This is a genomic window from Fulvitalea axinellae (genome assembly GCF_036492835.1).
Lineage (GTDB): Bacteria > Bacteroidota > Bacteroidia > Cytophagales > Cyclobacteriaceae > Fulvitalea > Fulvitalea axinellae.
In genome coordinates this window covers 3,849,718-3,870,873 of record NZ_AP025314.1, presented here as the reverse complement: position 1 = coordinate 3,870,873, position 21,156 = coordinate 3,849,718, and the positions used below count along the sequence as shown (strand labels likewise).

Sequence of the window (21,156 nt, the reverse complement as noted above, 5' to 3'; positions counted from 1 at the left end):
GCTATGCCGTCTTAAGAAAGTGGATAACACTTCTGGTTTTGGACAGTATTATTTGTGTACCAAAAAAGGAGGAAAGAGATGGAAGGTCACGAGATGAAAGAAAATTCTCAGGTTAATCAACCCGATACAAATCTGAGAACTTGGATTTGGACTCAGATAATAATGTTGATTCCGTTAGTGAATATTGTGATGCTATTTGTCTGGACTTTCTCCGATAACACAAAGCATCCCTCACGGAAATATTGGGCTATGTCTTCGCTTATCGTAGCGCTGGCGGTTATTCTTATCTACGGGATATTGATTGCGATTTTCGGTGTAAATTACATTATGGATAAAAGCCAAATGTTTAATCCGACGGATGTGAAACAAGTGTGAGATTCCTGCGTTTGCTTATGGGTTAGATAGTAAGGATGAGCTATTTCGATTATAAAATTGTAATATAAATTATCTCAAAGAGATAGTTTTTAGCTCTCCTTTCGTATTTTTACCGATACATAACACACATAAGTACTATGGCTTCAAATAAAAATGTTTCGGCAGGCGAAGCAATATTGCGGGAACGCTGCCCGCAATGCAGGCAAGGAAAAATATTTAAACGGCCGGCGTGGATGTATGTGGGCTTTTTGTCTATGCACCATACATGTCCCGAGTGTGGCTTAAGGTTCGAAAGAGAACCTGGTTTTTTCTTTGGCGCAATGTATATCAGTTACGCCTTCAACGTAGCGATTTTCGTGTGCGTAACAATGGCGATTTGGCTTTTGGGAGGTAACTTCCCACTTTGGGTCCATATCGCAACAGTTTTTATAGTGGCGGGATTATGCTTGCCTTTCGTTTTCAGATACTCGCGGGTACTATACTTATATTGGTTCGGTGGAGTGAAACATAAGCCGCAAGGTCTAAGCGCTTAACACCGCTAGCGAAGAAGCCCAAGGAAAGATGATCCTTGGGCTTTTTTTAGTTCACATTGATTTTGGTTTTTGTGGCGTCCTCGAAAAAATGATGTAATGTAAACATCTGTTCCGCCCCTATTTTTTGTCCAGCCTGAGCCGAAAGATAAAGTAAAACGGCCAAACCGACTAGGGCAGGTATCCACCACAATGCGCTTGAATCCATACCCAAACTCCAAGTGGATAGCCCGTACATTCCTATGAACAGAGTCAATATCCCCAGAGCCGCATATCCAAAAGCGAATAGAGTCCACACGGATGGTTTTGGACCGTAACGGCCTTTAATTAATGTTTCGCCATTATCTTCGGTAAGTGTAAGGCTTAGTTGCGGAGACCAGAAATGACGGTCTTCCAAGGGGACCTTTAGTACGATATAATTGTCGTTGACAATGCCTACACAACGCTTTTCGGAGGACTGTAATGCCTCTTTCAACAAAGCACGTAAGTGTTTTGCCGGCATTTGTATTTTTTGCTCAAATTTAGGTCTGTTTCGTAAGCTTGTCATTGTTTTTTTAATAAAAAATACAAAAACAAGAGTTGCTTTGCAAATTCTTGGAGCTTTTGAAAATGAAAAAGGAGTGCTATGGGCGCATGAAAAAATCTTATTGCAGGCCTTGTTGTAAGATAATCCACACGCTGACGGTCTCTCCAAGGTGAGTTCTTAAAGATTTAATTGCCCGATGTACGGCGTTTAGAGCGGACTGATAATTCATATTCAGCGTTTCGGCAATTTCGTTGTATTCGAGTCCTTCGTTAAATCTCAGATAAAGAATTTCGCGCTGACTGTCCGATAGAGAAGCGATGCCGGAAGAGAGTCGTTGGAGTGTTTCGGCTTTGATTTCTTCCGAAATAATTACGGATTCATAATCGATCTCAAGAGGGAAGTTATGGCTTTCGAAATCCTTGCCGTAAACGGTCAAAGCCGATTTTCGATAGCTTTTCATCAAGCGGTTTCTCAGTGCGCCGAAGAGATACGCTTTCGGGTTGTTTATTTCCTTACGCTTGTCTTGTTCCCAAAAACTAACGAAAATATCATGTATGGCATCTTCGATTACCGGGGCTTGGGCTCCCAATTTTCTGCCGTAGGCATATAGCGCATCGGAGTGTTCCCGGTAAAGATTTTCAGTCCATCGGGTGCCTGATGTGCGGGGTATCCATTTTTTTTTGTTGTCGCCGGTAAGAGTGTTTCCCATTATCGTTCCTCATATGAAAAGGATTGGCCATAAACAGGCCATTTGTTGCTAAAGATCACTCCAATGAGCTAACAGGCACGTCGGCACCCGCGCCATACCAAAGGGTTAGTTGTTTTTCAGGATTATTATCCTGCATACTCAGGAGATCACACTATATCAAACATACTAAAAAATATCATTTTGAACTATGGGTCATGTCTAATTCAGGGATGCGGAAGCTTGAATAAGATGCGGAATAATTTTTTTTATTTTTTTTGAGTATGAAGAGGTATGATGCGGTACTTGTACATGTGAGGACTTCATCAGACAGTGATTTTGAGTTAGCTAATATGGCGCAGGACAGTAGCGGAATCGAAGAGTTTGTATTATCCGATAGCTTTAGGGATTGGGTGTTGAACGGTGTTGGGGACGAGGAATGGCGGAAATTTTTAGAATCGAATCCCGATAAGAAAAAAGAGCTTAAAGTGGCAAGGGAGATGCTGTTGTCTTTACGCTTTATTAGTGAGCCAAGGCCTGAAGGAAATAAGGAAAAAACCTTGGGTAGGTTTAGGGATACCGTATCGAGGAGGTCTTTTGTGAGGAACTTCGTTAGGAAGAGTTTGCGTTACGCCGCCGCTTTGATTCTGGTTGGAGGCGGGACTTATTGGGTAAGTACGCTATCTCCGATACGGCAAGCGGAAGTTGTAGTGTTGCCGAAAATCCAGTTGACCAAAACAGCGAAGGCGCAATACAAAACGCTGTTGCTTCCGGACAGTACTATAGTTAAGCTGAATGTGGACACAAAGCTTAGTTTCTCCGAAGATTTTAACGTGCGTGAAGTGACATTGGAAGGGGAGGCGCTTTTCAAGGTAAAACCTAACAAGGACAGACCGTTTCGTGTCAAAACTTTTGGTTTGGAAACAGTGGTTCTGGGTACGGAATTTAACGTAGAGGCGAGAGAAGGTAATGTGAGTGTATCGCTCTTTGAGGGAAAAGTGGAAGTGCGCGATACGGTGGGTATTAATGCGGTGGCCCTTGAGCCAGGTAAAAGGTTCGTTTCCGGCAATGGGACTTTTGGTTATATTGATGAATACGATTACATGGAAGTATTCGGCTGGACGAATAGAGTCATAAAATATAATCAGGAACCACTCAGAAATATCCTGAAGGATTTGGAAAGGACTTATGATGTGGCCTTTAAGGTAGAGAAAAGCGTTAATCTGGATAAGACTTATTCCGGTACGTTTGAGCTTAATAGTCTGAATTTTCTTTTGGAAGGATTGCTGTATACGGCTAGTTCTAAGAGTGTTGAGTTTGAGTTTATGTCAAAGAAAAGAGTGAGGATTTATTGACGCCGTTTTTATTTCTCACTGAATGATTTTCAGAAGGACTTAGTCTTTTTTGTTGATTCTTAATCACTCTTTTTCGTCTTATTACCCGTTATGCGGGATAAAAATTATTGGTAACCTATAAAGTTTTACAATGAGGTACGATACATCCTGACAGCCGGATTTTTTTCCGACGGCTAGTCTGGCTTTTTTGTCGCCGGAAAAAAAGAAAGAGTTACCGGGAGGCTGTTTTGACGGACGCACCTCCGATAACTCCATTCATTTTTAGTATTACACTATAAACTTAAAATTATGCATTTGAGAATATTTCGCCTAATGCGTATGAGTTATTATTTTCTCAGGCGCGGCGTTTCCCTGCTATTTGTGCTGTGGGTAATGTCCGTGTTCAGCTTTGATACGGTAGCGCAACTCATGGCCTCTTCCAAAAACCAAGTTACGGTACGGGAGGCGTTGGGCCGGCTAGAAAGAAACGGAGACTATGTGGTTTTCGTCAAGGACGAACTGCTGGGACGGAAAGGTTCCATAGAAGTTAGTTCTCCCGAAGGGAAAGCGGTCAAGGACTACTTGATGGATCTTTCCAGAGAATCGGGGTTGAAATTCAAACTGGTAAACAAAACGATTTATGTAAGTGAAAAAACTCTACTAAGAAAAAAACAAGACCAAGGATTTCTGCTTACTGGCCGGATTGTGGACGAAGACGGAGAGGGACTCCCTGGCGCTACGGTGAAGAAAGTGGGCGGTACGGAAGGTGTGATTACGGACCTTGAAGGTAATTTCTCTATAAAAGTAAGGTTGGGCGAAAAGCTGGAATTCTCGTATGTGGGTTACGAAAGCCAAGTCAAAACCATTACGGCCAAAACCAAAGTGCTGATAGCCATGCAGGTAAAAGCCGAAGAGTTGGAAGGGGTAACGGTAGTGGCTTTTGCCGAACAGAAAAAGGAAAGTGTACTCGCCTCAGTCCAGACTGTTCGTCCGGAAGAGCTTAAAGTACCTTCAAGTAACCTTTCCACAGCCATTGCCGGTCGGATTTCCGGTGTGATATCTTACCAAAGAAGCGGTGAGCCTGGTCAGGATAACGCTGAGTTCTTTATCCGTGGTGTGACGTCTTTTGGTTCGGGAAAAAAGGATCCGCTTATTCTGATTGATGGCGTGGAACTTACTACAGAGGACTTTGCGAGACTTCAGCCGGACGACATCGCTAGTTTTTCCATCATGAAAGACGCGGCTGCAACGGCTTTGTATGGTGCCCGTGGTGCTAACGGTGTTGTTCTGGTTACAACAAAGGAAGGTAAAGAAGGTCAGACAAACGTGTCCGTAAGGTTTGAGAATTCTCTTTCTATGCCTACTCAGGAGGTGGATCTTGCGGATCCATTGACGTATATGAAGCTTCATACGGAGGCTGTGAAAACCCGTGATCCTTTGGGGGCGACGCTTTATTCGAGAAGGAGAATTATCGAAACGGAGAAAGGAATCAATCCGCTTGTGAATCCTACGAACGACTGGCACGAAATGATGTTCAAGGATTACACCGTAAACCAGCGTTTGAACGTAAACGTACGAGGCGGTGGAAAGAAAGCCCAATACTATTTCTCCGGCGCGTTTAATCAGGATAACGGTATTCTGAAGGTAGACGACAAAAACGACTTCAACAGTAATATCGACCTGAAAAGATTCCTGTTGCGTTCCAATATCAACGTAAACCTAACAAAAACGACTAAAGCGAAGATTCGTTTCAACGGTACGTTTGACGATTACGGCGGGCCTCTCGAAGGCGGTACGGGAATGTACAATATGGCGATGCGCGCGAATCCGGCCTTATTTCCGGCCTTTTTTCCAGCTGACGAGAAAAACCAGCACAAGGATTATATCCTGTTCGGAAACTATGGAACGGGAGCGGATCATGTAAACCCTTACGCCGAAATGCTCAAGGGGTATAAGGATTACAGCCGAACTTCAATGCTGGCTCAGTTTGAACTTCACCAAGATTTGAGTTTTGTGACGCCCGGCCTGAAGTTTAATATCCTCGGTAACACTGTTCGTTATTCCTTCTTTGATGTCAAAAGGCAATATCAGCCTTATTTCTTCGGTGTCGGTTTCTATGACCATCGCTCAGGAGAATTCGATTTGGAAAACCTGAACGAAGGGGACGGTGACGTAACGCTTGATTATAGAGAAGGAAAAAAGGAAGTGAAGTCGACCTTCTACCTTCAGTCTGTAACGCAATACAACAAAGACATTACGGATAAGCACGCAATCGGAGCGATGGTCGCATTGAATATGAGGGAAGCGCTTACGGGTAACGCCTCGGACCTTCAGAGCTCTTTGGCTTCAAGAAACCTCGGTGTGTCTGGACGTTTGACTTATGCGTATGACAACCGTTATTTCACGGAATTCAACTTCGGTTACAACGGTTCCGAACGTTTCGCCGCCAATGAGCGTTTCGGTTTCTTCCCTTCGGCGGGTCTCGGTTGGTACGTTTCCAACGAGCCGTTTTGGGAACCTTTCGAAAAGGCTGTGACCAAGCTGAAGTTTACCGCCACTTATGGTTTGGTGGGTAACGATCAGATTGGTCGAAGTGAAGACCGTTTCTTCTACTTGTCAAATGTTAATCTTAATAATGGAAATAAAGGGGCCAGGTTCGGAAAGAACTTTGACGACTTTATTCCGGGTGTTTCGATCAGTCGTTACGAGAATGACCAAATCACTTGGGAGACCAGCCGAAAGCTAAACTTGGGTGTTCAGTTAGGATTGTTTGATGTGTTGGATATCCAAGCGGATTATTTTACCGACCATCGTGAGAATATCCTGATGTCGCGTGCTTCTATTCCTACTACCATGGGATTGCAGGCTACTACATCGGCTAACGTTGGCGAGGCTTCTAGCCGTGGTGTGGATATTTCTGTTGACTATCAGCATAGCTTTGGACCCGATTTCTTTATTACCGCCCGCGGTAACTTCACTTACGCCACTTCGGAGTTTGAGGTGTACGAGGAGCCGGACTATGGATTGGCGGGTGTGCCGTGGCTTTCTAAAGTAGGCCATTCGCTGAGTCAGCAATGGGGACTCGTGGCTGAACGCCTTTTCGTTGACGATTATGAGGTTGAAAACAGTCCTCGTCAGACTTTTGGCGAATACGGAGCGGGAGACATTAAGTACAAGGACATCAACAACGACGGCGAGATCACGGATCTGGACAGAGTGCCGATCGGTTACCCTACACAGCCCGAGATTGTCTATGGTTTCGGTGTTTCGATCCACTACAAGAACTTTGACTTGTCATGTTTCTTCCAAGGTTTAGGAAGGGAATCTTTCTGGATCGATCCGTTGAAAACGGCGCCTTTTATCCACTATAACGACGATAACCAAGGCTGGGATAATGATATGATTACCAGTAATGCCTTGCTTCAGGAATACGCAGACAGCCATTGGTCGGAAGCCAACAGGGATATCTACGCCACATGGCCGAGGCTGTCAACTACACGGATAAGCAATAATGAGCAGCGAAGCACTTGGTTTATGCGCAACGGAGCCTTTTTGCGTCTGAAAAATGCCGAGATCGGTTATTCTTTGCCCAAAGAGTTCTTGAAGCGTTTCCGCTTGAAGCAGCTTAGGCTCTACGTTAGTGGCACCAACCTGTTGACTTGGAGCAAATTCGATCTCTGGGATCCGGAAATGGGTGCGAACGGTCTAGGTTATCCCGTGCAAAAGGTTCTCAACACCGGCCTCCAAGTTTCATTCTAACGGATTTTCAGCATGAAAAAGATAAAGATTCTTTTTGTACTCGTAATGTCGGGGCTCTTTCCGTCATGCGAATTCTTGGACGTGGTTCCGGATAACGTAGCGACATTGGATCACGCTTTCGTTGACTATACTTCCGTGAGGAAATATCTGGCGACATGTTACAGCTATATTCCAAACCACGGCAGTGTATACGGGAATCCGGCCCATATGGGAGGGGACGAGCTCTGGATGCACTTTCCCGTAACTTATTTCGGCAGTACAAACTGTTGGAATATCGCTAGAAACGAGCAAAACGTTAACTCTCCGTTGGTGAATACCTGGGACGGAGGAAACAGTGGAACGTCTTTGTTCCAAGGTATCCGCGACTGTAATATCTTCCTTAGCAGGGTAGATGAGGTCAAGGATATGGAAGACTTTGAAAAAGAGCGTATGAAGGGCGAGGTCCTGTTCTTGAAAGGTTATTTCCATTTCCTTTTGATGAAACACTACGGTCCTATTCCGCTCATGAAAGAGAACCTTCCGGTATCCGCTACGCCAGAGGAAGTGAAAGTGTTCCGGGCCTCGATCGATGAAGTGGGGGAGTATGTACTGGAACTCTTCGATCAAGCGATTGTGCAATTGAACGGATACGACGAGGTTACGACACTTGAGTTGGGACGTATTAGCCGGACTACCGTACTGGCTATGAAAGCGAAAGTTTTGGTCACTTTGGCAAGCCCGATGTTTAACGGGAATACGGAGTTCTCTTTGACGGACAAGAACGGCAAACAGCTTTTCCCTCAGGAGTTTGATCCCGAAAAGTGGGTTAAGGCTAAGGATGCCTGTAAAGCGGCTATCGATTCGATCGAGATGTTTACGCCGATCGAGCTTTACTATTTTGCCGACGCAAGAGCCATGTCGGACTCCACTAGAGTCAAGATGAATATCCGGAACAGTGTTTCCGAACAGTGGAACGGAGAATTGATTTGGGGAAATTCCGGAGGCTCCGCAAGTGAGATTCAGCGAATGGCCCAAGCCAGAATCGACCCGAATAACGTGATTAACGAGGCCGTGCGTTCCAATATCGCCCCTCCTTTGCGTATTGCCGAAATGTTCTACACGGAACACGGAGTGCCGATAAGCGAAGACAAAGAGTGGGACTATGAGAACAGGTTCAAATTAAGGCAGGCGGAACACGACGATCGCTACTATATCGAGACAGGGTACAAAACCGTCGGTTTGCACTTTGACAGGGAGCCTCGCTTTTATGCCAGTCTCGGATTTGACGGAGGCGTTTGGTATGGCCAAGGCCGAATGGATGATGACGAGACGTGGGTTCTGAAGGGGAAAAAAGGCCAACCGGCTTCACGCCAAGGCTCGGGCCTTTATTCGGCGACTGGATATTGGCCCAAAAAGTTGGTGTTTTTTGAGAATGAAATCCGCGACGGCCAAGGCTATAACCTGAGACAGTATCCGTTCCCGGTAATTCGCTTGGCTGATCTCTACTTGCTTTATGCGGAAGCGCTTAACGAAAGCAAGGCCGCGCCGGACGGCGAGGTGTACGACTGGATCGATCGGGTTAGAGCCAGAGCAGGCTTGAAGGGTGTGGTGGAATCGTGGACGCAATATGCCAAGAATCCGAACAAGGTTACGGAAAAAGCCGGAATGCGCGAGATTATTCAGCAAGAGCGACTTATCGAGTTGGCTTTCGAAGGACAGCGTTTTTGGGATCTTCGTCGCTGGAAAAGGGCCGGTGAGTTTATGAACAAACCGATCAAGGGCTGGCATATCGACGAACGAGACGCCGAAGCGTACTACGTTCCGAGAGTCCTTTTCGCACCGACATTTAACCGTCGGGATTACCTGTGGCCTATCAAGCAAAGCGCGATAGTGCAAAATACGAACCTAGTTCAGAATCCAGGTTGGTGATTTTTAAACAGTTGAATTTAGACTCATGAAAAAATCGATAAATAACCTTTTTGCTTGGTTTTGCTGTGTGGCTACGCTTCTGTCGTGCAGTGATGATAAGCCTGAAATGATACAGCATGACGGAAAGGCGCCGGGACCGGTTACAGACCTAAAAGTTGAGAACCTGAATGGAGCCTCTAAGATTTCATACAGCTTGCCAGCCGACAAAGATTTACTTTTTGTGAAGGCGGTATATTCGCCCAGACAAGGGGAAACTAGTGAAACTCGTGCCTCGTATTATGATAATTCATTAGTGGTAAGCGGATTTGGTGATACCAAAGACCGTGAGGTTGAGTTGTATGCAGTAGACAGGAGTGGAAATGTTTCCGTGGTAGCGAAAACCACTATCGCACCCCTTACTCCCCCCGTAGAGTTAGCTTTTAATAGCTTGAGAGTGGTGCCCGATTTCGGGGGCGTTCACGCTTTTTGGGAAAATGAGTCCATGGCGGACTTGGGGGTTACGTTGATGGAGCTTGACAGCCTCCAAAAATGGCAAGACGTAGAGACTATGTACTCAAGTCAGGCTGAGGCTGACTTTGCCGTAAGGGGATACAATACCGACGAGCGCCATTTTGCGGTTATTGTCTCTGACCGCTGGGGCAACCTGTCGGATACGCTTAAGGTTAAGCTGAAGCCTCTTTTTGAAGAGGAGCTTGACAAATCAAAATTCAAAAAGCTTAAGTTACCTAGCGATGCGGGTGACGCTTGGGGCTGGAGAATGGAAAGGCTTTGGGACAACAATAAGGGCAGTGGTTTCCATACTGCCCAAGGCAACCCTCGTCCGCACTGGTTTACCTTTGATATGGGCGTGGAGGCCCAGCTTAGTCGCTACAAAATTTTCCAAAGAGCGGGAGGATACATGTTTGATCATGGAAACCCAAGAGTCTGGGAAGTGTGGGGAGCCACGGATCCCGACCCGGAAGGGGGCTGGGACGGTTGGACCAAACTTGTCGAATGCGAGTCGATAAAACCTTCGGGCTTGCCGATCGACCAAAACTCCGACGAGGATAGAGCTTTGATTAAAAGGGGCGAAGAATTCATTTTCCCAATTGACGCTCCTCCGGTACGTTACATTCGATTCAAAATCTATGACTCATGGTCGGGCGGTTCGTTCTTCCACGCAATGGAGGTGTACTTCTGGGGTAAAGTGTTAGATGGTTCCACCGAAAATGAGGAGACAAATGAAAATTAATATCAAATTTTTGGCCTTGGCGTCGATGTGTTCGCTGTTGGTTTTCGCGTCGTGTTCGGAGATGAACGACCTCCATCAAGATTATCTGGACCAAGGGGAAAAGATTTATGCGGGAAAGCCCGATAGCGTCTATGTCAAGGGAGGACGTGAGCGCGCGTACTTGGAGTTGATTCTTACGCAGGACCAAAGGATCAAAGAATACGTGATTTATTGGAACAATGGTGCTGACTCGGTTCGTAAGACAGTGGAGAAAACTTCGGGAACTGATACAGTGGGTGTCATGATCGATAATCTTCTGGAAGGTACCTATCTGTTCAATTCGCAGACTATCGACGGAGCGGGTAACCGTTCCTTGAAAGTGGAGACGACAGGTTATACTTACGGAGAAAACTTCCAAAGTGGACTTAGCAACCGACGGATGGAACGTGATGTTTGGATACTGCCGGGCGAGGCTATGGTCAAGTTTAAAGGCAATCCCGAAAAGTCAGTGTCAACGGAGTTCAGATATACCGATTCGGAAGGAGCGCCAGGCGAGTTTACGCTTTCCAGCGACGATGTCGATGCGGTGGCTCAAATTTCGGGAAAACCCATGAAGCTGGAGATGAGGACCCTGTTTTTGCCGGAAGAGGGAGCTATCGACACATTTTATACGGATTGGGTAGAGGTGCCGTTTATTTGGAGCGCTTATTCAGGGCACTATACTGGAAGCGGAACCTTTGATCACCCATCGAATGGAGCGCGGGAGTTTTCCCAAGAAAAACTGCTTCAGCCCGTGGACGACAAAACTGTAATGGCTAATCATTCGGATTTGGGGCAACACGGTTACCGGATAAAACTGGTGGTTGCAGAAGACAATTCCGTTACCGTAACGCAGTACAATGGCGATGGTAATGAGATAGGGGAGATGGTATCCGACGCTGAGAATTCTTATAACCCCGAAACCAAAACGTTTACGCTCAATTACCGCTACGAAGGTGACGGAGGCTTCCGGGTAATATCAGAAACAATCGTAATGAAATAAGAATAACAAGAAAATGAGAATAGGCTAAATAGGTTCGTATACCACCCACTAGAGCCGCCCGTCTTTGACTGGCGGTTCTTTTTTACAAAAAGCCCTCAATGACTATCTCGATAAGAAATCTGGCGGATATAAAAGTTTCCGGCTTTCCCGTCAATAAGTTCATGTTTTTCTATCCAGTTATCCCGTGAATCATATTTGTAGACGTATTTGACAACGCTGGTCCTTGTTCCGTCCGAATACGTGATGTTTGTTACATCACCCTGTTGGTTATATAATAGCGTGCTGATGTCGGACATGGTCCGCTCTTCCATTTTTTGACCCAAAGAATTGTAGCGAAAAAGAGTCCGTTGCCGTAATTCGGATGGTTGTGGGAAATAAATGTCCTCTCTGATCAGGTTTTGTTTATTGTCATAAAAACTGACCCTAACCTCTCTGGGCGAAGTGGGGAACACCTGTTTTCTCGTAATCTTGTTTTCCTGATCATCATATTCGAAAACTCGTTTGTTGATCAGTTCCCCTAAAGAATTTACGCAACGGTCGGCCAGGCAACGGCCCTTTGAGTCGTTTTCGAAAATCCGGTCCTGTTGTATGGTCCCGTCCAAATGTAGCCTCGTTACCTTTGTTTTGTAGCCTTTGGCGTCATATTCCCACTTGTCTATAAAGTGCCCCGACCGTTCCTGCGTTCTGAAGCCTGTCTCGTTGTAATCGGTGACGTAAAAGCCTATCGGACGCCCTTCCCGTACAGTTCCTCCCTCCATTTTGCCCTGATAGAGTTCCAATTGTACAGTGCTTACGGGGCCTTTTAGCCCTTCCTTTTCCAAATCGTTTTTAAGTTGTGACTTAGCCGTGATAGGAAAAAGAGCCATTGCTAAAAGTATGATGTATGTGTGAATTCTCATATAGGCAAATGTAGTTACAAAAAAGAGTTCTATGTTGAATTATTTCTATTGGAAAAAGATAAACGTAACGCTAAAAGCCACTGAATGGATAACGTATACGCATAAGCCAAATACATATCTAAGCATATTTTTTTCAAACAAAGGGAGGCCTGTTGCTTTTCAGCTTTCAAAATCCAGAGGAATCAACCGTGAAAGCACATCACACTCCTAACCCGGCATTTTCCTATATATCCCACAGTCACTTTCCGGCCGTTTTTTTCCCTTTTTTAGCTCCTTTTTAGCGGGGTCTGAAATTGGTATCCGTACCGAAACCCTTCCCGAAAATATTTGCTTTTCATTTGCTTGAAAATCGATTTTTCATTCTAGATCTTGGCCTCAAGCAATTCGGGAAAACATGGACAGAAGAGATTTTTTAAAGACGTCTGCGCTTGCCGCGGGTGCCGTCACTTTGGGCTGTAATGCCTTGGCGGACAAGGGGAACGGAAAGAAGTTGCTGAACGCTTACTATTTCCGGGCTCATATGTACACACTCGTGCCGAGACATATCAGGGAAGACCTCCGCTGGATGGCCGACCTTGGTACCGACGTGGTTTCGGTGGCCGTTTTGGAGCAGGATTTGTACGCCGCTCGCGAAAATATCGACCTGATCTGTGCCGAAGCTGACAAACTGGGTATGGAGGTGCATGCGGTACCTTCTCGCTGGGGCGGATTAGTAGCCGGAGCGCCCAAAGTTCCGAGTACATTCACTTGCCGGAATCCGCAGACGTGGATGCTGGGCCGGGATGGCAAACCGGTAGACACGAGAATTTCCGGCAGGATAAGTAGCGTGCACTATCCGGAGACGTTGGATTTTATGTCCGAAACGGCCCTGCAGTTGCTTAAGCAATCGAATATCAAAGGCTTGATTTGGGACGAACCCAAGTCACTAGGTAAAGATTATTCGCCCAAGGCGATAGAAAACCTTGGTAAAGATGCGCCGAAAGAGGCTCATATTCAGGCGAATGTTGATTTCTATTCCGAGTTGAACCGCCGTATCAAGGCCGAATTTGCCGATTGTCGTTTGGGAATGTTTCTGCAGGCCCATTACAGTGATACCGCAATGAACAAATGCGCCACTATCAAGCATATGGACGATTTCGGCTGTGATGGTCGCCCTTGGGGTATGGCCGACGGAGGCAAGCTTGAGAGCAAAGGAAAAGTATTGTTGGGCGAAAAAGCCGGCGAGCGCTTTCTGAAAGCGGCCAAGGAAAACGGCAAAAACAGCCTGTGGCTGGTGGAAAACCATAATATGTCTTTGGCCGACGCCGAAGTGATGGAGCGGGGCTTGAAAGAAGTGGTGAAGCGGGAGGTAGACCATTTGATCTACTATTATTACCCGAGAAACCTCGAAGATCCGGAGAAGATAATGAAGGTGATACAGAAAGGTATCAAACCCTTTAAGGCTTAGGATAGAGAAGAAGATATGATGTTAGCGTTAGAGGCAAAGTTTCTACGTTGACAAAATCGGGAAGGAACCGCTAGTCATGGCTGGCGGAACCGTCCGTTTTTTAAGTGAGAGAATTAAGATTGATATGAAACCGACGTTACAAATAAATCCGAATGACAATGTGGCCGTGGCTTTGCGCGACTTGGATGCGGGCGAGCTGGTAAGCCCGGAAGGCCCAGCCTTGTCGGCTCCCGTAAGCTTTAAGCACAAGGTGGCTCTGGCGGATATAGCCAAAGGCGAAAAAGTTGTCATGTACGGAGTCAGCGTCGGGGAGGCTTTGCGTAGCCTTAAGGCGGGAGAGCCCGTGGCTTACGAAGACCTCAAACAGCTTACGGACAAGACTGTCGTACGTCCGGCCAATCCCGTTAGCCCGGATATGTCGGGCCAGTTGGCGGATTTTGAAGGTGTTACTTTTGACGGTTACCACCGCGCCGACGGCAAAGTGGGCACATCAAACGTATGGCTGATTATTCCGCTGGTTTTTTGTGTCAACAAAAAATCGAGCGAGATAGGCGATATTCTTATCGAACAGCTTGGCTATGCCAAACGCTACAAGGCTGATTTGGCCAATTTCATCGACGCCTACAAAAACGGCGGTGATGTTGAGGCCGGCGAGCCCGTGGCGGATTTCCACCTTTCCGGTCAGGAAAAGGTATTCAAAAACGTGGACGGTATAAAAATACTGACCCACGACGCCGGATGCGGAGGAACCCGCGCCGACGCCAAACGCTTTTGCGATTTGTTGGCGGGCTATATCGCCCATCCCAACACGGCCGGTGCCACCATCATCAGTTTGGGTTGCCAAAATGCCCAGATTCCGATGATCAAGGAGTCGTTGGCCGAGCAAGCTCCGGAATTAGACAAACCCATATATTTTCACGAACAGCAACAGCTCGGTTCCGAAAAGGAACTTGTGCGTCAGGCCGTGGCCAGCACGCTCAAGGGATTGGTTCGGGCCGACAAAGCCGTCAGGGAACCGGCCCCGCTATCCAAACTGACTTTAGGCTTGGAGTGCGGTGGTTCTGACGGATTTTCAGGAATCACGGCCAACCCGACAATGGGATTGGTATCCGATATGCTGGTAGGCGCTGGCGGTACGTCTATTCTCGGGGAATTTCCCGAACTCGGAGGCGCCGAGCAGGACATCGTCGACCGTTGCGTAAAAGAGGATTTGGCTCATGGCTTCCTCAAGTTGATGGAAGATTATCGCCAAAAGGCCGAGGCTTCGGGCTCTGGCTTCGATTGTAACCCTTCGCCCGGCAATATCAAAGACGGTCTGTTGACCGGCGCTATGAAATCGGCCGGCGCGGCGCAAAAGGGTGGCCGTTCGCCTATTACCGACGTGCTCGATTATACCGGAATAGCGAAAGAGGCGGGCCTCAATCTGCTTTGTACACCCGGAAACGATGTGGAATCTACCACGGCTTTGGTAGGGTCGGGAGCGAATGTGGTCTTGTTCTCAACGGGCTTGGGTACTCCTACGGGCAACCCCTTGGCCCCGGTAATCAAGATTTCAAGTAATTCAAATACCGCCCAGCGCATGCGCGATGTTATCGACTTTGACGCTGGTCCGGTGGCTACCGAAGGCGTTCCGTTGGAAACCAAAGCCAAAGAGCTTCTCCGCCTAGTGGTGGAAGTGGCCAGTGGCCGACACGATACAAAATCATGGGCATCAGGCCAAGACGACTTTATAGTCTGGAAGCATGATGTATCGCTGTAAGTGGTCTTAGGTATCTGGTATTAGGTATTAGGTACTGAATTTTGAAACGGCCTTAAGTATCTGGTATTAGGTCTTAGGTGTTGAAATTTGAAATGGTCTTAAGTGTTTGGTTTTAAGGATTAACGGTTAGGTATGGTACCTAATACTTCATACCAAATACCTAATACCAAAAAGATAAACACAAAAGAATACATCAAGCTTGGGGCTCGGTTCATCGGGGAAACGCCCCTTTGGGTGTCGGAGTTTCAGGATGGAGGGGAGGCGAGACCCTGCTGTCTGCCAAGCTTGAGATTCTTTTGATACATTAATTGTCCCGCAGACGGTAATCGGCAACGCGTTGCGGAAGGTGGCCTAGAGACGGATTGACGGTCTGTGCAAGAGGCCGTCCGGAGGGCTTGCCTCACTGTTCGGGACAAAGAAAATGATCCGTACGGATCAGGCTTGGACATCCATTCCGCTGGGAAACGCCTGGCGGGCTGGTACTTTCAGACAGTGATAAGTAAAGAGTACTGAGTAAATAGTATAATCAGGTTTACATCACCAATACTCCGTACCCTTTACTTATTACTCTATACAAAAAATTGGGCGGTTGGCCGGGACAATTGGGTGTGTGATGTGTGTGTGACCCTTTTATAAGATAGCGGACGGTTTCTTGGTCAGAAACTTTTCGTAATTGTCCCGGACCATAAACCCATTCAGTGTTCGAGATCAATCAATGTGTGCCTGCGGACCTTGGCTTAAAGCCTCGGTTTTGTTCACACTTAAAATAAAACTTACGAAAATGAGAATCAGCAGAGCCTTGACAAAGGCCGAATGCAAGCATCCTGTAAGGGTGTTGCAATTCGGGGAAGGCAATTTTTTGAGAGCTTTCGTGGACTGGATTATTCAGGAAATGAACGACCGTGGCGATTTCGGCGCGGCTGTCAAGGTTGTCCAGCCGATCGATTTCGGAAGGGTAAAAGAACTCAACGAGCAGGAAGGGCTCTACAACCTGTTTCTGACGGGACTGAAGGATGGCCAGCCGTCAAAAGAACGCAAGCTTGTGGATTGCGTGGTGGGAGGCATCAATCCTTATCAGGATTATGACGCTTACCTTGCGGAAGCCGAAAATCCAGACCTTCGTTTTGTGGTGTCCAATACTACCGAAGCGGGGATCGTATACAAAGCCAACGACAAGATTTTCAATAATCCCCCAACCACTTTCCCCGGAAAGCTTTTGGCTTTGCTCCACCATCGCTTCAAGCATTTTGAAGGCGATATGGACAAGGGCCTCCATATGATTCCATGCGAGCTGATCGACCGCAACGGAGAGACGCTTAAGGAATGCCTGCTCCAATTCGCCGATCGCTGGAGCCTTTCGGACGAGTTCAAGACGTGGCTCGTGGAGGCGAATACTTTCAGCAACACTTTGGTGGATCGTATCGTGCCTGGTTACCCTAAAGACAGCGCCGAGGAAATCCTCAAAGAATTGGGCTATGACGACCAATTGTTGGTCGAGGGAGAGAACTTCCACTTCTGGGCTATCCAAGCTCCGGAAAAAGTGAGGGAGGAATTTCCAGCTGACAAGACGGGCCTCAATGTCGTGTTTACCGACGATCTTGCTCCGTACCGTACCCGCAAAGTGAGAATCCTGAACGGAACCCATACCGCAATGGTGCCCGTAGGTTTGCTGGCTGGAATTGAGACTGTACGAGAAACTGTGGAGGACGAAAACGTAGGGCGTTTTGTGGCCAAAGCCATGGAAGATATCGTAGCGTCGCTCGATCTGCCGGGCCAAGACGTTCAGGCCTACGCCGACGATGTGCTGACGCGATTCCGCAATCCGTATATCCGCCATTTCCTTAAAGATATTTCCCTCAATTCGTTCCCGAAATACAAGACGCGGGTACTCCCGTCTGTATTGGAGACGATTGAGCGTGGCGGAGAGGCGCCGGAGTCGTTGCTGTTGCCTTTGGCCGCTTATGTGGTACTGTACAACGAGCCGAGCTTCGAACCTAGGGACAACGCCGACATCGTAAGTATGGTACGCGGCGACAAACTGGCCGAAACCGAAGAGGATTTCCGTGCTAAAGTGGAGGCTGTAATGGGCCATGCTCCGCTTTGGGGAGATAATCTGGCCGATGTGGCGCCTCTGAAAGAGGCTGTGCTGAAATTGGTGATGGAAATCAAAACCGAAGGCATACTGAAATTTTGCGGAGCGAAGGCGGGACAAGCCTAATCCGCCAGACGATATTCCCGGCTCGGCCGGAGACACTCCAAAGGCAAGCGAAACCCGGACGTAAAATAATAGTGCGTCAGGCTATGGAAAAGGCGTCCGGTTTCGCTAATCCCCTGAGAATGGCCGTTTCGGAAAAGAAACATCTTCAGCACGTGCCTTTGGGCCTTGCGAAACCGATTGTTGTGATAAAGCCCCTGCCCGCAAATGCGGGCAGGGCTTGCTGATTTCTATGGCCGGCTGATTTTTCCGGTAAGGGAAAAGCCCGCTAAAGTGTATTTACATTGTAGGGCGACTTAATTTATGTTGAGTGGCCGGGATGCCGGCTGATGAAAATTTTTCGGATGAGAAGAGTATTGAGATTGATTCCTTTCCTGCTTTTTCCCTTGCTGATGGCCACTGGCCTCAAGGCGCAGGATGTTTCCCTAAACGGGGAATGGGACGCCGGTTTGGGCAGAAATTATAATTTGAAAGCGCAAGTGCCAGGCGTACCGCTCGATCCCGAAAAGATGCCGACCGAACGGTTATGGTACAAAAGGGAAATCAATCTGCCTTCAGGCGATTGGACATCGGCCACGTTGGTGCTCAAGGGTGCGAGGTTCGCTCCGCAAGTATATGTTAACGGTGCGAAAGTGTCCGAAACGAACGGCGGCATGGGCCAGACTTTCCATGCCCTGAAATTGGATGCCGTGAAGCCCGGACAAACCGTGACTTTGGAAATCTCGCTGGCGCCTCTCAAATCGCTTCCCACAACCGACGCCTCCTATATTCCCTCCGCAGACCATTGGCGTTCCAACGTTTCCTCCTGTCTTTGGGACGATGTGGTATTGCGTACCCACGGCGCCACTCAGGTAAAAAGATTGACCCCGTTTCTCGATTACGCTTCCCGCTCGGTGGAATTTCGCTATGAACTTTCGGGCAAATCACAAAACGTAAAAGCGAAGGCCGAAATACTGGACCTGTCGGGAAAAGTTCTTTTGGAAGAAAACAAAACCGTCAACGGAAGCAACGGCTCACTGAATGTAGCTTTCGGAAACAAACTGAAAGACTGGTCGCCTGAACAGCCGAATCTCTACAAAGTACGCTTCACGCTTTCCGACGATAAGAAGATATTGGACCAAACGGAGCGGAACTTCGGGGTGAAAAACTTCGAGGTGCGCGACAAACGCTTTTTCCTCAACGGCGAAGAATACCAAGTGCGGGCCGGCACCGTAGTCTGGCACCGCTGGATGCGCGACGAGGAAGGTCGTCAATTGGGCTACGACACGGCTTGGTTCAAGCGTGCCGTAATCGACCAACTCAAAGACCGTGGCGCTAATACTTTGCGTTTTCATTTGGGTAATCCGCCGGAACGCTTCCTCGATCTTTGCGACAAACACGGCCTGCTGGTACAATACGAGTGGAGCTTTTTCCACGGTATGCCCGCATCGAAAGAAAGCCTGTTGGAACAGTGGCCGGGCTGGTTGGACGAAGGTCTGAAACACCCGTCCGTGTCGTTGATCCACCCTTATAACGAAACCCACGGCAAGCAACTCGATACCGCTTGGGCAGCATTGGACGAAATCGTTCCGAACTATCCGAAGATGGTTTTGGAAGAGCGTGACGTAATCCATATCCACAAATACTGGTGGAGCCTTTTCGAAAACGTAGGCTTGTATTTCGACAGCGCCGAACAATTCCCGAAAGCCATTATGGTCGACGAATTCGGAGGGAATTATCTTGACAACAAAGGCGATTTGGGCGGATACAAAACCGTAAAGAGCGCCTATTTCCGCTTTTTGGGAAGAAGCAATACCGCAGAAGAACGTCTGCGTCACCATGCCGTGTCCAATGCCCGCATTGCGGAATATTGGCGCACGCTCGGTGCGGCCGGATTTTCTCCTTTCAATATTTTGGGAAGCTACGAAGACGGCAACCACTGGTATCTCGGCCCTTTGACCGATATCCGTCCTATGCCGGTTTGGAATGCTTTGACCGCCGCTTGGTCGCCGCGTTCGCTGAGTATCGATATGTGGGACCGTAATTTCGCTCCCGGACAGGAAATCGATCTGCCTTTGGCCCTTTTTAATGACGAAGGCAAAAAAGCGGAGCTCAATATTCGCTTGACGGTGGAAGATCGCAACGGGAAAATCTATTCCGAACAATACCGCAAATTGGTTTTGGCTGGCCGATCCCGAGATCGCAAAAACTTTCCGCTCCGCATGCCCGAACGCCAAGGCCACTATATCATAAAAGCCGAATTGATGAACCGTCCCGCTACGGTAAAATATCCCGTATATTCCGATTGGGAAGTGCGGGTGTTTAAGGCCGAAACTCCGGATATTCTCCGCTCCAAGCGCATAGGTGTTGATCCGGCCGATAAAGAATTGACGGCTTTCCTTTCGGGTTTGGGAATAGAGACGGTGCCGTTCGCCAGCAAAAAGGCGGATCTGTTGCTCGCTTCCGAAAGCGTTTGGGAAAAAGTGAAAGCAGGCGATAAGAAAACCCTGAAAATTTTCCGCAAAGCGATAGCCTCCGGCAAATCGGTGGTGCTGTTGGATGCCGGACCGGCCTCATACGGCAAGCAGTATCCAAAAAATGACGGCTCGTCGGATTTGGGTCACCTTCAGGGAGTGGAAAAAGTAACGAACGGCAAAACCGAAACTTACGATTTGGTAGGCGGAACCAAGATCACTTTCCGTGAACTGGCCGAAGCGGAAAGCCATATCCACGCCGCATTGGCCGATTCCAGCCTTTGGACGGGCGTTCCCAAGGAAAATACCTGGCTTTGGAACGGCCTGCGTGGCGGACTGATCGCACCGGCACATGATATGGAACTTTCTGGCCTTAGCCAACAGGCTTTTGTGGAGCAGTGGCTCGTTCGTGGCGCCGAGGAACAGGAAATGAAATCGGACTCGTATTATGCTTTCGAATTGCAGGGCTATTACGCTTTCTCAAAGAAAAAGAACGACAAGCAAGTCCAGAAAAAACTCCGCGACAAGGTAATTTTCTTGGTTGAGGACGCTCCGGCATTGGCGGGTTCGGTTAATCCGCACGCCAAAATAAATGAGCTCGATTTGGTGAAAGCCTATCGCCAAAGCTTGGAAGCCGAGGCGGAGAACTTGGCGCCTTTGGCCAATTGTGGCAAAAGCTTGGTGCGGACTCCCGTGGCTTTGGTGGATTTCGGTCAGGGCAAAGGCAAGTTGTTGGTGTCGCAGTTATTGACCGCCGGCCGTTTGGCCGAGGGCTTCGGTGGCCGTCCGGAAGACAAGGATTTGACTCGTTATGACGAGGTTGCCCGACAGTTGGTGCTGAATATGATGGCCCGTGCGTTGGGCGTTCCGACCGTAGGGATATAACAGTTGATCGTAGCCTAATTCGTTTGGTTTGGGCCGAAAGCAATAAAGGCATTAATGAAAAACGGGTTCAGAATTAAATATTGTTAATGCTTATTTTTTAATCAATAAATAAAATTTTATTTCGAAATA

15 protein-coding genes are annotated in these 21,156 nt (G+C 47.7%); 12 read left to right on the top strand and 3 right to left on the bottom strand.

Annotated features, from left to right (window positions below; genetic code table 11):
- Positions 1 to 78: 78 nt before the first annotated feature.
- Together AABK39_RS14630 and AABK39_RS14625 are read left to right on the top strand one after the other, a co-directional pair.
- Entirely contained in the window at positions 79 to 375 is a 297-nt protein-coding gene (locus tag AABK39_RS14630; protein WP_338392085.1) for a hypothetical protein, read from the top strand.
- 137 nt (positions 376 to 512) lie between these two features.
- On the top strand, positions 513 to 908 hold the full coding sequence (locus AABK39_RS14625) for a DUF983 domain-containing protein (RefSeq protein WP_338392084.1): 396 nt from the start codon (positions 513 to 515) through the stop codon (positions 906 to 908).
- Between the two features lie 46 nt (positions 909 to 954).
- On the opposite strand, the gene AABK39_RS14620 is transcribed toward AABK39_RS14625, so the two are convergent.
- Both AABK39_RS14620 and AABK39_RS14615 read right to left on the bottom strand, forming a co-directional pair.
- Positions 955 to 1,380 carry a hypothetical protein gene (locus tag AABK39_RS14620; RefSeq protein WP_338392083.1) on the bottom strand — a complete coding sequence of 142 codons (426 nt, stop codon included), beginning with the start codon at positions 1,378 to 1,380 and terminating at the stop codon, positions 955 to 957.
- 169 nt (positions 1,381 to 1,549) lie between these two features.
- Positions 1,550 to 2,140, bottom strand: coding sequence for an RNA polymerase sigma factor (locus AABK39_RS14615; RefSeq protein ID WP_338392082.1), 591 nt, complete (start codon positions 2,138 to 2,140; stop codon positions 1,550 to 1,552).
- 260 nt (positions 2,141 to 2,400) lie between these two features.
- Between AABK39_RS14615 and AABK39_RS14610 the strand changes: the two genes are divergently transcribed.
- The 5 genes from AABK39_RS14610 to AABK39_RS14590 all read left to right on the top strand — a co-directional run bounded on the left by AABK39_RS14610 (position 2,401) and on the right by AABK39_RS14590 (position 11,369).
- Positions 2,401 to 3,471, top strand: coding sequence for a FecR family protein (locus AABK39_RS14610; RefSeq protein ID WP_338392081.1), 1,071 nt, complete (start codon positions 2,401 to 2,403; stop codon positions 3,469 to 3,471).
- Positions 3,472 to 3,759: 288 nt separating this feature from the next.
- On the top strand, positions 3,760 to 7,209 hold the full coding sequence (locus tag AABK39_RS14605) for a SusC/RagA family TonB-linked outer membrane protein (RefSeq protein ID WP_338392080.1): 3,450 nt from the start codon (positions 3,760 to 3,762) through the stop codon (positions 7,207 to 7,209).
- Positions 7,210 to 7,221: 12 nt separating this feature from the next.
- A complete protein-coding gene (locus AABK39_RS14600; protein WP_338392079.1) occupies positions 7,222 to 9,117 on the top strand; it encodes a RagB/SusD family nutrient uptake outer membrane protein in 1,896 nt (631 codons plus the stop codon).
- Between the two features lie 25 nt (positions 9,118 to 9,142).
- Positions 9,143 to 10,348 carry a DUF5000 domain-containing lipoprotein gene (locus AABK39_RS14595; RefSeq protein WP_338392078.1) on the top strand — a complete coding sequence of 402 codons (1,206 nt, stop codon included), beginning with the start codon at positions 9,143 to 9,145 and terminating at the stop codon, positions 10,346 to 10,348.
- Entirely contained in the window at positions 10,338 to 11,369 is a 1,032-nt protein-coding gene (locus AABK39_RS14590; RefSeq protein ID WP_338392077.1) for a DUF4998 domain-containing protein, read from the top strand. Before AABK39_RS14595 ends, AABK39_RS14590 begins: the two co-directional genes overlap by 11 nt.
- 95 nt (positions 11,370 to 11,464) lie before the next feature.
- On the opposite strand, the gene AABK39_RS14585 is transcribed toward AABK39_RS14590, so the two are convergent.
- Positions 11,465 to 12,268, bottom strand: a complete 804-nt coding sequence (locus AABK39_RS14585) for a hypothetical protein (RefSeq protein ID WP_338392076.1) — start codon at positions 12,266 to 12,268, stop codon at positions 11,465 to 11,467.
- A gap of 394 nt (positions 12,269 to 12,662) precedes the next feature.
- On the opposite strand from AABK39_RS14585, the gene AABK39_RS14580 reads away from it, so the two are divergent.
- The 5 genes from AABK39_RS14580 to AABK39_RS14560 all read left to right on the top strand — a co-directional run bounded on the left by AABK39_RS14580 (position 12,663) and on the right by AABK39_RS14560 (position 21,027).
- Positions 12,663 to 13,715 carry a twin-arginine translocation signal domain-containing protein gene (locus AABK39_RS14580; RefSeq protein ID WP_338392075.1) on the top strand — a complete coding sequence of 351 codons (1,053 nt, stop codon included), beginning with the start codon at positions 12,663 to 12,665 and terminating at the stop codon, positions 13,713 to 13,715.
- 124 nt (positions 13,716 to 13,839) lie between these two features.
- On the top strand, positions 13,840 to 15,474 hold the full coding sequence (locus tag AABK39_RS14575) for a UxaA family hydrolase (RefSeq protein WP_338392074.1): 1,635 nt from the start codon (positions 13,840 to 13,842) through the stop codon (positions 15,472 to 15,474).
- A gap of 781 nt (positions 15,475 to 16,255) precedes the next feature.
- A complete protein-coding gene (locus tag AABK39_RS14570; RefSeq protein WP_338392073.1) occupies positions 16,256 to 17,692 on the top strand; it encodes a tagaturonate reductase in 1,437 nt (478 codons plus the stop codon).
- Positions 17,693 to 17,775: 83 nt separating this feature from the next.
- Positions 17,776 to 17,916 (top strand): hypothetical protein, encoded by a 141-nt coding sequence (locus AABK39_RS14565; protein WP_338392072.1) that lies wholly within the window; start codon positions 17,776 to 17,778, stop codon positions 17,914 to 17,916.
- A 117-nt stretch (positions 17,917 to 18,033) separates the two neighbouring features.
- Complete coding sequence (locus AABK39_RS14560) at positions 18,034 to 21,027, top strand: glycoside hydrolase family 2 protein (RefSeq protein ID WP_338392071.1); 2,994 nt, start codon at positions 18,034 to 18,036, stop codon at positions 21,025 to 21,027.
- The last annotated feature ends 129 nt before the right edge of the window (positions 21,028 to 21,156 follow it).

Excerpts from the sequence above, each read along its gene's own strand:
- AABK39_RS14630 (WP_338392085.1), top strand. The coding sequence starts at position 79 with ATGGAAGGTCACGAGATGAAAGAAAATTCTCAGGTTAATCAACCCGAT.
- AABK39_RS14625 (WP_338392084.1), top strand. The coding sequence starts at position 513 with ATGGCTTCAAATAAAAATGTTTCGGCAGGCGAAGCAATATTGCGGGAA.
- AABK39_RS14615 (WP_338392082.1), bottom strand. The coding sequence starts at position 2,140 with ATGGGAAACACTCTTACCGGCGACAACAAAAAAAAATGGATACCCCGC.
- AABK39_RS14610 (WP_338392081.1), top strand. The coding sequence starts at position 2,401 with ATGAAGAGGTATGATGCGGTACTTGTACATGTGAGGACTTCATCAGAC.
- AABK39_RS14605 (WP_338392080.1), top strand. The coding sequence starts at position 3,760 with ATGCATTTGAGAATATTTCGCCTAATGCGTATGAGTTATTATTTTCTC.
- AABK39_RS14600 (WP_338392079.1), top strand. The coding sequence starts at position 7,222 with ATGAAAAAGATAAAGATTCTTTTTGTACTCGTAATGTCGGGGCTCTTT.
- AABK39_RS14595 (WP_338392078.1), top strand. The coding sequence starts at position 9,143 with ATGAAAAAATCGATAAATAACCTTTTTGCTTGGTTTTGCTGTGTGGCT.
- AABK39_RS14590 (WP_338392077.1), top strand. The coding sequence starts at position 10,338 with ATGAAAATTAATATCAAATTTTTGGCCTTGGCGTCGATGTGTTCGCTG.
- AABK39_RS14585 (WP_338392076.1), bottom strand. The coding sequence starts at position 12,268 with ATGAGAATTCACACATACATCATACTTTTAGCAATGGCTCTTTTTCCT.
- AABK39_RS14580 (WP_338392075.1), top strand. The coding sequence starts at position 12,663 with ATGGACAGAAGAGATTTTTTAAAGACGTCTGCGCTTGCCGCGGGTGCC.
- AABK39_RS14575 (WP_338392074.1), top strand. The coding sequence starts at position 13,840 with ATGAAACCGACGTTACAAATAAATCCGAATGACAATGTGGCCGTGGCT.
- AABK39_RS14570 (WP_338392073.1), top strand. The coding sequence starts at position 16,256 with ATGAGAATCAGCAGAGCCTTGACAAAGGCCGAATGCAAGCATCCTGTA.
- AABK39_RS14565 (WP_338392072.1), top strand. The coding sequence starts at position 17,776 with ATGGAAAAGGCGTCCGGTTTCGCTAATCCCCTGAGAATGGCCGTTTCG.
- AABK39_RS14560 (WP_338392071.1), top strand. The coding sequence starts at position 18,034 with ATGAGAAGAGTATTGAGATTGATTCCTTTCCTGCTTTTTCCCTTGCTG.